The 12,502-nt window shown below is 69.8% G+C and carries 11 protein-coding genes; 2 read left to right on the top strand and 9 right to left on the bottom strand.

The features are described from left to right. Nucleotides 1-33 precede the first annotated feature (33 nt). The 8 genes from N5095_RS18425 to N5095_RS18390 all read right to left on the bottom strand — a co-directional run bounded on the left by N5095_RS18425 (nt 34) and on the right by N5095_RS18390 (nt 9,254). Nucleotides 34-492 (bottom strand): winged helix-turn-helix transcriptional regulator, encoded by a 459-nt coding sequence (locus N5095_RS18425; protein WP_267624632.1) that lies wholly within the window; start codon nt 490-492, stop codon nt 34-36. 189 nt (nt 493-681) lie between these two features. After that, nucleotides 682-3,285 carry a bacterio-opsin activator domain-containing protein gene (locus N5095_RS18420; RefSeq protein ID WP_267624631.1) on the bottom strand — a complete coding sequence of 868 codons (2,604 nt, stop codon included), beginning with the start codon at nt 3,283-3,285 and terminating at the stop codon, nt 682-684. Between the two features lie 399 nt (nt 3,286-3,684). After that, nucleotides 3,685-4,365, bottom strand: coding sequence for a hypothetical protein (locus tag N5095_RS18415; RefSeq protein ID WP_267624630.1), 681 nt, complete (start codon nt 4,363-4,365; stop codon nt 3,685-3,687). Between the two features lie 161 nt (nt 4,366-4,526). Next, nucleotides 4,527-4,790, bottom strand: coding sequence for a DUF7123 family protein (locus N5095_RS18410; RefSeq protein ID WP_267624629.1), 264 nt, complete (start codon nt 4,788-4,790; stop codon nt 4,527-4,529). A 461-nt stretch (nt 4,791-5,251) separates the two neighbouring features. Continuing rightward, nucleotides 5,252-5,971, bottom strand: a complete 720-nt coding sequence (locus tag N5095_RS18405) for a hypothetical protein (protein WP_267624628.1) — start codon at nt 5,969-5,971, stop codon at nt 5,252-5,254. 458 nt (nt 5,972-6,429) lie between these two features. Next, the gene (locus N5095_RS18400) at nt 6,430-7,125 is read right to left on the bottom strand and encodes a hypothetical protein (RefSeq protein WP_267624627.1); all 696 of its coding nucleotides are present in this window, start codon (nt 7,123-7,125) and stop codon (nt 6,430-6,432) included. Between the two features lie 400 nt (nt 7,126-7,525). Then, nucleotides 7,526-8,254, bottom strand: coding sequence for a hypothetical protein (locus tag N5095_RS18395; protein WP_267624626.1), 729 nt, complete (start codon nt 8,252-8,254; stop codon nt 7,526-7,528). Nucleotides 8,255-8,396: 142 nt separating this feature from the next. Continuing rightward, nucleotides 8,397-9,254, bottom strand: coding sequence for a hypothetical protein (locus N5095_RS18390; protein ID WP_267624625.1), 858 nt, complete (start codon nt 9,252-9,254; stop codon nt 8,397-8,399). 167 nt (nt 9,255-9,421) lie between these two features. Here N5095_RS18390 and N5095_RS18385 point away from each other — a divergent pair, with 167 nt between their 5' ends. Beyond that, nucleotides 9,422-10,294, top strand: a complete 873-nt coding sequence (locus N5095_RS18385) for a DUF63 family protein (protein WP_267624624.1) — start codon at nt 9,422-9,424, stop codon at nt 10,292-10,294. 397 nt (nt 10,295-10,691) lie between these two features. On the opposite strand, the gene N5095_RS18380 is transcribed toward N5095_RS18385, so the two are convergent. Further along, nucleotides 10,692-11,654 (bottom strand): transcription initiation factor IIB, encoded by a 963-nt coding sequence (locus N5095_RS18380; RefSeq protein WP_267624623.1) that lies wholly within the window; start codon nt 11,652-11,654, stop codon nt 10,692-10,694. A gap of 560 nt (nt 11,655-12,214) precedes the next feature. Between N5095_RS18380 and N5095_RS18375 the strand changes: the two genes are divergently transcribed. Beyond that, nucleotides 12,215-12,397, top strand: a complete 183-nt coding sequence (locus tag N5095_RS18375; protein ID WP_267624622.1) for a DUF7331 family protein — start codon at nt 12,215-12,217, stop codon at nt 12,395-12,397. The last annotated feature ends 105 nt before the right edge of the window (nt 12,398-12,502 follow it).

Genomic DNA, 12,502 nt, shown 5'->3' with positions numbered 1-12,502 from the left:
GACCGACCGGGCCGGGCGTCGGCGTCGCCGCCGTCAGCGGTCGACGCCGTCGTCGAAGCCGACGCGGACGGCGTCCAGGACGGGCCGGAGGGAGTACCCCCGGTTCGTCATGGCGTACTCGACGCGGAACGGGCGGTCGGAGACGACCGTCCGCGAGATGAACCCGTTCTCCTCGAGGTCGGTCAGGCTCTCCGAGAGCACCTTGCTCGAGATGCCGTCGATGCGCCGTAGCAGTGCGCTGAAGCCGAGTGGGCCGGTCGTTAGCAGCTGGTCGAGGATGACCAGGTGCCACTTGCGTCCGATGAGGGTCGCCACCGTGGTGAACCCCTCCTGGAGCTGTGCCGGGCTCGGGTGGCCGAACCCGGTCGGCTCCGTCTCGGTGTGGGACTCGGCGTACTCGAGTTCGACGTACTCGCTTCTTCCCCCCGTCGTCTCCTGTCTCTTCTCGCCTTCGATCCCGACCGTGCGGGTGAAGTCGAAGTCGCGTTCCATCAGAACTTCCCTCCGTTCGTCGTCATCAGTGGGCCTCCCCTCACGTATACTACTCCCCAAACGGACGAAAGTTAGCGGCCTACGCGGGTAGGTGACAGCCGACACGGTCGGTCAACGATCCGAGAAATCGCCCCTAGAGCCGTAGGTTTCGACCGCGTAACCCCGTTCTGTGTCGAACCTCCCGTGGCGTCAGTCGAGGAGCGCACGCAGGAGCTTCTCCTCGGCGAGCCGGACGTGCTGGTGGAACGTCGCAGAGGAGATGCCGAGGCGGGCGGCGACCTCCTCGGCGCTACTGCGTCGCGGCCAGTCGTAGTAGCCTTCGAGGTAGGCGCTCGTGAGACAGGTGCGCTGGCGTTCGGTGAGACTCCCGAGGAACTGTCCGCGGAGCTCCGACAGCGAGCGCACCGGCCGGTCCTGCTCGCGGATGGCCACGACCGTGGTGTCGGGGTAGGTGTCGAGGAACGCCTCGACGACGCTCCGGGCGTCGTCGCGCGAGGGTACCTCGAAGCGGAGCCGGGTCCCGGTCGAGTCCACCTCGGCGTCGAGGATGTGTGCACCCCGTTCGGTCAGGTCGTAGGTCATGGACCCGCCCGACAGCGTCACCACGACCAGCGAGTCCACCGCGTTCTCGTCGATGGCCTCGACCGCCCGGACGTGGGGCATGCCGGTCGCGAACTCGGCCAGCCCGTCGACGGTCGCTCCTTCGAGCAGGGCGTACAGCTTCTGGTGACCCTCGTCGGTCGGGACGATGCCGACGAAGCGCATCCGGCAGCCCAGACTGGAGGCGGCGTCGACGAAGAAGGAGCTCCGGTCGGTGCTTCGGACCTCGACCTCGACGACGCTGTCGGCGTAGAGGAGGTTCCGGTCGTTCTCCGCGCGGAGCGTGAACCCGACCAGGTCGCCGAGCATCTCGAAGGTCGCGAGTTCGTACTCGTCGAAGGCGTCCTCGCGGCCCGCGACGACGACGAGCGCGCCGTAGTCGCGTCCGTGGTAGCTGAGCGGCACCGCGATGGCGGCCTCGAACCCGCGTTCGAGCGCCTCGCGGCGCACCGGCTCGTGGAGGCGGTCGACCTCGCCGATGCCGCGGACGACCTGCACCTCGCCGGTCTCGACGGCCACGTCCGCCGCCCCGCGGGCCCCCTCGGTGACGACGATGTCCGCGATTTCGTCGAGGAGGCTCGGCCCGACGCCCGCCCCGGCCCGGGGGACGATGCGGCCACGGTCGGCGCTGTATTCGCCGATCCACGCGAAGTGGTACAGCTCCGATGCGGCGAGGCGCTCACAGACGACGCGCTCGATGTCGGCCCGCGAGCGCGCGTCGACGACGCCGTCGACGACCTCGCGCGCGAGCGCGCTCACGTCGAGGAGGGTCCGCTGGGCGTCGCGCTGTTCGAGCAGTTCGTCGCGCTGGGCCGCCAGTTCGGTCCGGGCGGCCGTCAGCTCCGCCTCGCGACCGGCCCGGCCGAGCGCGGCGGCGACGTTCGCCGCCAGCACCTCGAGGAGGGCCACGTCCGAGCGGTCGAACCCCTCGTCGCCGTAGGTACCGACGCCGAGGATACCGTGTTCGGCGAGCGGGACGAGCAGCACCTGCGTGATGGGTGTCTGGCTCAGCGGGTCGTCCTCGCCGACGAGCGTGACGGTGGGCTTGCCGCCCCTGTACGCCTGCCCGACCTCGGTTCCCTCCACGTCGAAGGAGTCGGGCGGGTCGAGCGGGTCGATGACACGGTCCAGCTCCCGGGAGAGCGCCGTCAGCTCGAGGCTGTCCGTCTCGGCGTCGTACATCGCCACCCCGGCCAGCGAGTAGCCGAGCAGCTCCTCGACGGCCGCGACGGCGATTTCGCCAATCTCGCCGGTCGAGCCGGCCGTCAGCAGGTAGCCCGACACCTCGCTCAGCGCCTCGAGCTGGCGCTCGCGCCGGCGGCGCTCGCTCACGTCGCGGACGATACAGAGCACGCCCCCGTCGTCGAGGGCGGTGAGCGAGAGCTCGTGGGGGAACGTCGTCCCGTCGGCTCTGACGCCCACCGCTTCCCCGCGCCAGCTCCCGATGTCGAACAGCGCCGGCTGGGTCTGGTTGCTGAACCGCTCCTGTGTCGCCTCGTCGTACAGCCCCTGCCACCCCTGTCCGAGCAGGGCGTCACGGGCGTAGCCGAACAGCGCGGCGAACGCGCCGTTGACGTACGTGAACTCCCCGTCGACGTCGAGCTGGGCGATGCCCTCGGTCGCGGCGTCGACGGCGAGCCACCGGTCGGCCAGCTCGCGCTCGAAGGCGCGCCGGTCGGTCGTGTCGCGCAACAGGGCGAGCAGGTACGTCCGTCCGCGCACGTCGACGACGCTCGCGGCGACCTCCGCGACGAACGTCGAGCCGTCCCGTCGGGTGCAGGTGAGCTCTTCGGTCCAGCCGTCGCCCGCGCGGAGCGCGTTCGCGACGAACTCGCGGTAGCGCGCGACGTCGTCGGCGTGGACGGTCGTGGGCGACACGTCGACGAGTTCCCCGTCCGGGTAGCCGAGTAGGTCGCAGGCACGGGGGTTGGCGGTCAGAAACGCGTCGGCGGCCACGTCGACGAGCAGCACGCCGTCGTCGGCGGCCTCGAACACGGTCCGATAGAGGTCGGCGAGCGCGTCGGCGTCGGGTTTCGGTCCGGGGTGGTCGTTCCGCCCGTCGGACGCCCCGACGCTCGCCGGAGTCCCGAGGCGCTCGAGGGTCTCGGTCCGTTCGACCCCGCCGGGCGGGGCGTCGGCGGTCACTCGCTCGTCTCGCCGCCTCCGCCCTCCCGAGTCCTGCTCGTCTTTCATACCCGCCCTCCCCTCCTATCTACTCCTCGCTCCACGCGCATAACTGTATCCCGTTGACAGGCGACACGGCATCCCTGGCGGGCGACCCGGCGTCGCCGACCGTCGACCCGGTCGGTCCGACAGCCCGGCGGCCGGTCGGCTCGGGCGCGACCGCGGCGGGTCGCCCGCCGGTCGGACGCGGCCCGTAGTGGCGCCTGGTCGACGGGTGCGAGAAAACAGCGTTCCGTTCTACTCCGCCCGTTTCGTTCCGGGCGGGCGTCTCCCGGCCGCCGGACGCGCCGGCGCGGGTGTCGGCGCCGACGGTGGAGGCGGTGCCGGTGTCGGCGCCGACGGGAGCGGTGGTGTCGGTGTCGACGCCGGGGGCGTAGAGCGACGTGGCGCTCGGACTCGGTCGGCTCCTCAGAGGAGCCGGGCCTCGAACTCGCCGCCCACTTCCCACTCGAGGTGGACCTCGGTGCCGCGGTACTCCAGCTCGTCGCCGTCGTACTCGAGCATCACGTCGCCGGTGATGTCGATCTCGCGGGCGTCGTCGTCCCACTCCAGGTCGATGGCGTCGCCCTTGTACTCTATCTCGTCGCTGTCGTCCTCGAACGTCTCGGAGTTGCCGATAGCTTCGAACTCCAGGTCGTCGCCGTCGACTTCGAGGTCGACGTACTCGCCGCCGACCGAGAGGGTGACTTCGACGTCCTGTCCGGCGTTGTCCGTCTCGAGGTCGAGGGTCACGTCGCCGCTGTTGACGGTGAGTTCGACGTTCTGGTTGTCGTCTTTCGTCTCGAAGTCCACGTCGTTCCAGGTGAACTCGATGTTCCCGTCGTCGTCGCGCTCGTAGTCGAGGCGGTCGCCGCTGCGGGGACGCGAGCTCTGGGGCTGCGCGTCGCCGCCGGTGCCGACCTCGGGGGCGACGTCGCCGCCGTCACCGCCGCTGACCGCGGGGGTGGAGCCGCCGCCACCGCCGCCGACGTCGACTCTCGCGGGGGCACCGCTGCCCTCCGTCGCCATCTTCCCACCGATTCCGAGGGAGAGCGCCGCCAGCGAAGCGCCGGCGTACTTCATGTACTGTCGCTTGGAGAAGTCCTTCATCTCTTAACTCCGTCTACTACCAGGCCTGCGACGGGGATAAACGGTCAGATAACCGATACGTAGGCCGTTGTGGCGGAGGTAGGTGACTTACCGGTCGGTGTTGTGTCGGAGTGACGGCCACCGTCCACCGACCGCGAGAAGGAGGGCCGCCCGCACCGCGCTCACCCGCCCCGTTCGCTCGGGGTAACCTTCCAGGTGGTCCCGGAGGAGTACCCCCACTTCTCGATGTCGAGCCCGTCGTTGGCCCCGCTCTGCAGGATGAACGCGAGGTTCGCGCCGACCTCCTTCGCGGAGAGCCCCACGGCCTCGCCGATGAGCCGCGACTTGAAGTAGGTCCGCGAGCCGGCGTTGGCCAGGAGGTACTCGAGAATCCGTCGCTGTTTGTCGTTCACTCCCTTCGTCTCGGTGTGTGCAGGTGCGCTCATGTTCGTCCTCCCAACGGGGGCCGGAGTCCGGGCCGTCCGTCGTCGACGCCTCGCCGACGCCGCCGACCTGCCCCGCCGTCCCGACCCGCCGTCCCTCGTCGATACCTTCGCTCGGAACGGGCATAAGTATCATCTGACCTATATGAAACGGCGTTACGTGCCAGTAGTACGAAACGAGGTGACGGACGGGTGAGTAGACACGGGGACACGCCGTCCGACTCGGAAAGAGCGAAAGTACGGGCCCGGAGTGGTCGGGAGCCGGTCGCCGGGGACCGCCTGTCTAGACCGTCCAGCGGCGGACCGCTCGGAGTCGACTGTCAGGGCCGCGTGCGGTGGTGTGAACGCCGGAAAAGCCGCGTGCGAACCGCGGGAAACCACGTACGAGCCGTCGATGCGCTCGGGGATACGTCGTGGCCGACCGCCGACGGCGGTCGTCACGGCGGGGTGGTCGACTCGTCGGCTTACATCCGGCGGGCTTCGAACTCGTCGTCGTCGCCGTCGCCGTTCTCCCACTCGAGGGAGACGTCGGGGCCCATGTACTCGAGCTCCGTCGTGTCGTAGTCGATCATGAAGTCGTCGTCCTGGTACTCGAAGTCCAGGTCGGCGCTGCCGTCGGTCTTGAGTTCGAGGCTGACGTCGCCGGTGATGTCCAGCTCCTGGGAGTCGGCGTCCCACTCGAACTGGAGGCTGTCACCCTTGTACTCGATCTCGTTGTTGTCGTCCTCGAACGTCTCGGAGGTGCCGATGGCTTCGAACTCGACGTCGTTGCCGTCGGACTCGAAGTCGATGTACTCGCTGCCGACACTGATGGTCAGCTCGACGGACGCGCCGTTGTCGTCCATCTCGAGGTCGACCGAGGCGCTCCCGGTGTTGATGGTCAGCTCGAGGCTGTCGCCGTCGGTCTCGAAGTCGAGGTCGATGTCGTTGAGCTCGATGTCACCGTCGTCGGACTCGAACGACACGTCGAGGTAGTCGAACTCGATGTCGTTGCCGACGCGTTCGTAGTCGAGGCGGTCGCCGCTGCTCGGCCGCCCGTTCTGTGGGGCCGCGCCGCCGGACGAGGTCGCACCCTCGACGCTCGAGAGCGCGCCGCTTCCGACCGTCCCACCGATCCCGAGGGAGGCTGCCGCCAGCCCGGCGCCGGCGTACTTCAGGTACTGTCGCTTGGAGAAGTCCTTCATCTCTTAACTCCGTCTACTACGAGGCCTGCGACGGGGATAAACAGTCAGATAACCGATACGTAGGCGCCTTACCGCGAAGTGGCGGGGTGGTGTGGAGCCCGGAATCACAGGGGGTCAGCGGCCGGCGAACCCGCCCCGAGAGGCTCTCCAGAGACGGGGCCGACGCCCGGCGGCGAGGCCGACGGTCCGCTCGGAGGCGACGGCCTCGGTTCGGCTCGACGATTTCCGACGATTTCGTTCGATTTGTGCTCTCACGCGCACGGGAACGAGCAGGAGGGCTCGTGGCGTCGGGAACGGGTCGTGAAGGGGAACGGTCGCACCGAGGTGGCTGCCGCTCGGGGGAACGCTGTCCGGAAGCCGCCGGTCACGACACGGCGGTCGGTAGTGACGGACGGTCGAAGGGGCGGGAGGCGACGGGCGCTGGGGCCCGACGCATCGAGGCCGACACGGTCGGCGGCTCAGAGGCGCCGAGCCTCGAAGGAGTCGCGGTCGCCGTTCTCGAACTCCCACTCGAGGGAGACGTCGCGGCCCTCGTACTCGAGTTCGTCGTCGTCGAAGTCGATGGAGACGTCGCCGTCGCTGTACTCGAAGTTGAGGTCGCCGCGGTCGACCTCGAGTTCGAGCTCGACGTCGCCGGAGATTTCCAGCTGGTTGCTGTCGGCGTCCCACTCGAAGCTGATGGCCTCCCCGTCGTACTGAATCTCGCCGTCGTCCTCGAACTGCCCGGCGTCGCCGATGGCCTCGAACTCGATGGCGAGTCCGTCGACCTCGAAGTCGATGTACTCGCCGCCGACGGCGAGGGTGAGCTCCACCTGGTCGCCGCGGTCGCTCATCTCGAGGTCGAGCTGGACGTTCCCGTTGTCGATGGTCAGCTCGAGCTCGTCGCGGTCGTCGTTCGTCTCGAAGTCTACGTCGTCGTCCTGGAGTTCGATGTCGCCGTCGTCGGACTCGAAGGAGACGCCGTAGGCCTCGAACTCGACGTTGCCGTCGCGGTCGCGCTCGTAGTCGAGGCGGTCGCCGCGGCGCGGGCTGACCTGCGGGGCGGCCGTCGGGGCGGGCGCGGCGGCACTCACCGTGCCCGGTAGGGCGATCGCCGAGACGGCCAGGCCGGCACCGGCGTACTTCAGGAACTGTCGCTTGCTGTTCTGCGTCATAGCTGTTCTTCTCTCCACTACTACTGACGCGTGATGGGGACATAAGCATCACATAACCGATACGTTGCGTTGCGTCCTCGAAGAAACCGGAAAAGTTGAGGAATCACACGAATGAGGCATCAAATCCTCTTGGAATTCCACTGACTGGTGGTAGTTTCTGTATTATCTCACTCGGGCCACGCTTGGGTGGCGTCGTCACTCGGGGGTGGCGTAGCGTCCCGGACGTAACGGGGCCGGCCGGACGCCGGATGAAGGACTGCGGTGCGGTGGGGAGTCCGGTCGGGCGGCCGTGGCGGCGCGTCGGCGGTCCCGTGACCGCCGATACGCCTGCGGGCGGGCCGGCCGACGCCGACGCGGTGACGACCGGCGTCGACACCCGTCGGGCCGACGGGCCGCGCGTTCAGCGGCGCAGGCGGGCCTCGAAGTCGTCGTCCCGGCGGCCGCGGTTCATCCGCCACTCGATGGTGACGTCCTCGCCCACGTAGTCGAGCTCCTCGTCGCGGAAGTCGACGGCGACGTCGTCGTCGCGGTACTCGAAGTCGATGTCGCGCCGGTCGGTGCGAAGGCGCAGCGAGACGTCGCCGCTGATGTCGAGGTCGCCGTCGTCGCCGTCCCAGTCGAGGGTGATGGCGTCGCCCTGGTACTCGATGCGCGCGCTGGCGTCCTCGAAGGTGACGCCGCTGCCGGAGACGGTGAGGTCGACCTCGCGGTCGCGGTCGTCGAACTCGAAGTCGAGGTACTCGTCGCCGACGGCCATGGTGAGGTCGATGCGGTCGCCGTCGTCCGCCACGTCGAGGTCGAGTTGGACCCCGCCGCGGTCGACGAGCAGCTGCAGGTGGTCGTCGCGGCGGTTGGTCTCGAAGGAGACCCCGCTGTCGACGTCGTCGAGGTCGATGTCGTCGTCGGAGGTGCGGAAGCGGATGCCGCGGAAGTCGAACTGCACCTCGCCGTCGTCGTCGCGCTCGTAGTCGAGGATGCGGCCGTCGAACTGCGGCGCCACGAGGGGCGCGTCCACAGGAGCGCCGTGGCGCGCGGCGACGGAGCCGGCGGTGCCCCCGACCCCGAGGGTCATCGCGGCCAGCCCGAGGCCGGCGTACTTCAGATACTGTCGCTTGGAGAAGTCGCGCATAGTCTCTCTCACATCCCTACCGTACAGAGGCGTGATTCCGCAATAAGCATCACATAACCGATAGGTGTGGCGCTATCCGAAAGAAACGGGACGAGCTGAGGGGTCAGCCGGCCGAGGTGTCCGGAAACGAGCGAATCGACGCTCAGCGCGACTGCCCGCCGGCCGGCGGCTCCACCGTCTCGCGGAGGTCGACCACGTGTGCCGACACCGTCTCGCGGAGCCGGTCGAGCGTCCGCAGGGCGTCCTCGGCGTCGCCGTCCTCGACCGCCCGCTCGGCGTCGTCGAGGCTCCGGAAGGCGTAGTCGACGCTCCGGGCCGCTCGGTCGAGGGTCCGCTCCTGTCCCCGGTCGGCCGTCCACCGGGCGGCGTCGTCGAGTTGGTCGAGGGCGTCCTCCATCTCCTCCTCGACGGCCGACAGTCGGGCGTCGACGGCGTCCAGTTCGCCCTCCACGTCGGGGCCGGGGCCGGCGACGAGCTCCAGCGCGTAGTCGAGTCGCGCCTGCGCCCCTTCGATACCGTCGCGAGCCACCGCGCGCGCCTCCCCGCGGGAGACGGCGTCGCGGCGGGCCGCGTCCTCTACCTCACGGAGGGTCCGCTCGAGCCGCTCGACCGCGTCCAGCATCCGGTCCGTCGCCCCCGCGACCGTCCCGGCCTCGTCGTCGAGGGCGTCGAGCACCGCCTCGAGCGCGCGCACGGTCTGTCGGAGGCTCCGCTCCAACTCCTCCAACGCGTCCAGCGCGCGGACGACCGGGGTCGCCGCCCGCTGGTTCGCCCCGCCGCCGGTCCCGTCAGCGCCGGTCGCTCCCCTCGCGCTCCCCCCGGCGACCGGCGCCCCGCGGGCACGGCCGGGGTACACGAGGCCGGCGCCGAGGACGCCGAGGGCGCCGAGCATCGTTCGTCGGACGCCGTCGACCCGGTCGGTCCGGTCGGGGTCACCACGGGCCGACCGGTCGCTCCCGTCCGTCCGCGGGTCGCGTTCGTCACGCTGTGTGGATTCCATGCTCGCTAGTGGGCGTGCGGGGACTTCCGCCCACGCCGAGACGGAGGTAACTACGTTACGGAGCCGTTGAGTGGGACGCTAATACCGGTCCGGCCGTACAACTGGTAGATGCCCGAGGAGACGACGGGAGGCCACCGACCGACGCTCGCGTGGCCGGAGCGGGGGCGATGCAGTCGGTAGCGGCGGGCGGCGCCGGCGCTGGGGACGGAGCGTTCTGGCCCCTCGTCGCTGGGTCGGTCGAGACCGTGACGGCGTTCCCGCTGTACTCGCTGGCGCTGGCGCTCGGCGCCGCCGCCGTCGTCTCCTCTTCGCGCGCGCGTCGTCTCGACGCCACCGAGACGACCGTCGTCGCCTTCCTCCCGTGGGTCGCCGTCGCCGCCGCGCTCTCCGTGCTCGGGAAGACGCTTGTCCTCCCGGCGAACGTCGTTCCCCTCCTGACGGCTCCGCTGGTGTACGTCACGGCGTTCGTCCTCGGCGGCGCCGTCTGGATTCTCGCGGCCGACCACCTCCACCCCGACTCGATGTGGAGCGTCGACGAGGCGCTCGCCGTCGTCGGCGTGTTCATGCTCGCGCCGATCACCGGCGTCACGCTCTCGCTGGGCGGGCGCGAGGTCCACCCGTTCTGGCCGGTGGTCGCCTTCCTCGTCGCCGTCGTCTGCACCGTCGCCGTCTGGCGGTGGTTGGACGGGAACACCCCGCACGTGACTGCGGCCACCGGCGTCCTCGGGGCCGCCGTCCTCTTCGGCCACCTGCTCGACGGCACCACCACGCTCGTCGGCATCGACATCCTCGGGTTCGCCGAACAGACGCCGCTCTCCCTCCGGATTCTCGAGTTCGCGGCGACGCTCCCGACCGCCGACCTGCTCGGCGCCGGCTGGCTGTTTCTACTCGTCAAGCTCGCGGTCGCCGTGGCCGTCCTCTGGGTCGTCGGCGAGGGGATGACCGACCGCCCCATCTACCAACACCTGCTGCTCGGGCTCACCGCGACCGCGGGGCTGGGGCCGGGGCTCCACAACCTCTTCCTGTACGCGATTCTGTGAGCGTTCGTTTCCGTCGATATTCGAGGGCGCGTCGGCGAGTTCGGCGGTTCCGGTGCTGTACCGACGGCTCCCGGAAGCCCCCGGCCGCGGGACTCGCGCGACTCGTTGCGCGCGTTCGGTCGCTATCGCTCCCTCACGTGCTTAGCGTCGTCCCAAGAAGTGCCGCCGGCACTTCTTGTGGGCTGTCCCCGGAACGGCGGGGCCGTTCTGGTGTGCTCGGAAGACGCGCCGCGTCTTCCGAACTGCACGAGAGCTTTGCTCTCGTGAACGTCGTGCTTCGTCCCGCGACCGGCCTCTTCCGAAGTCCCACCCGTCGGTTGTTCGGCCGTTCACCGTCGCTCTCGGCTTGGTGTGTCGCTTCGGAAAACTCCCGGTCGCGGGAGAGAGAACCGGCCGCTCAGTCGTCGCCGGACCCCGGCCCGCCGTCGGCCGCCGCGAGCAGTTCCTTGTAGCGCGTGCGGATGGTCACGTCACTCACGTCGGCGACCGACGACACGTCCGTCTGGGTCACGTCCTCGTTGGTGACGACGGCGGCGGCGTACACCGCCGCGGCGGCGAGGGTGACCGGGCTCTTCCCGCTGTGGAAGCCCAGCCGCTGGGCGTTCGCGAGCAGGTCGCAGGCGACGTTCTCGGCCTCGGCGGAGAGCCCCAGTTCGGAGGCGTAGCGCCGGACGTACTGGACGGGGTCGGCGAGTTGGACGACCAGCCCGAGTTCGCGGACGATGTAGCGGTACGCCCGGCGGAACTCGCGCTCGTCGACCCGGCTGACGCCCGTCATCTCGACGATGCTCCGGGGGATGCCGGCCTGCCGGGCGGCGGCGTACAGCGACGCCGTCGCGACCGCCTCGATGGAGCGGCCGGGGAGCAGGTCCTGCTTCAGCGCCTGCCGGTAGATGACGCTCGCCGTCTCGCGCACGTCGTTCGGCAGTCCCAGCGCCGACGCCATCCGGTCGATTTCGCCGAGTGCCTGCCGGAGGTTCCGGTCCTGGGCGTTCTCCGCGGTGAAGCGCTGGTTCCACAGCCGGAGTCGGTGGAGCGTCCGCCGCTGGGACGCCGACAGGGGGTTCCCCTGGCTGTCGCGGTTCTGCCAGTCGATGGTCGTCGACAGCCCCTTGTCGTGCCACATCGCGGTGGTCGGGGCGCCCACGCGGGTCTTCGAGTCGGCCTCCTCGGGGTTGAACACGCGCCACTCCGGCCCGGGGTCGATGGCGTTCTCGGCGACGACGAGCCCACAGTCGCTACAGGCCGTCTCCCCGTGGACGACGTCGTCGGTCAACAGCCCCCCACACTCCGGGCACGTTCCCCCCGCCCGTTTGCGTTCTCCGGTCGTTTCCCGCCCGTCTTCGAATGTTTCGGTCATGTGTCGCCTTCCAGTGGACCCGCGGTGCTCGGGTGCCCAGTCGCCCCGTCGGTCGCGAGTCGCCGGCCGTCGGCGTCGGCGCCCGGCCCTCGTCGGTCGCCCGGGTCGCCGGCGTCCGCGGCCGAACCCCCGCGGGACGAAGCAGTGTTACGCGACGCACACGGCGTCGCGGCCCTCACGCGGTTTTCGTGCGGCGTAGCTATAAGGTTCAGCTAACTGTGCGGTAGCGGGGCTACGGCTACCCGACCGGCTAACGCCACCTCCCGACCCTCGCCGCCCCTGTGACCCTGCCGCCTTCGCCGTCTGTTCGGCCGCTCACGGCCGGTACTCGGCCCCGTCCGCCCATCGCTCCATCCCCTCGCATCCACCCGAATCCATCCCCCGCATCCATCCGCTTACGTCCACCTCCCCGTCCATCCAACCGCCCGTCCGTCCAATCCGCCGAGTATGCAGGCGCCTCCGCGTACCGACGTAACCAACGTGTAAGCTAGGAGTTAACACGGCGCGTAGCGTAGGAGGAACTAACCGACGAGACGACGCAGTCGCCCGTCGACAAGACAATGCACAGGAACGACAACCCGAACCACGAACAGGACGGCCGTCCGTCGGCGGACGACCGCTCGTCGGGTGAACCGCTCGCCGTTCTCCACCTGCGCGCCGGTGGGGTCGTCATGTACGACGTCCACAACCACAGCGCGTGGCTGCTCTCGGACGTACCCGTGGCGCTCGCCAGCATGTGCTAGTCGGGACCACAGCCGAGTCGACTCGACGTCTCCGCGCCGCTCGACTCGCCACGGTCCGGACTCACACCCGTGACCGACCCGGGCGGCGAACCACCTCACGACTCC

It is taken from the genome of Halobium salinum (genome assembly GCF_026586625.1).
In the GTDB taxonomy this organism is placed as follows: Archaea; Halobacteriota; Halobacteria; order Halobacteriales; family Haloferacaceae; genus Halobium; species Halobium salinum.
This window is presented reverse-complemented; position numbering and strand designations above follow the sequence as displayed.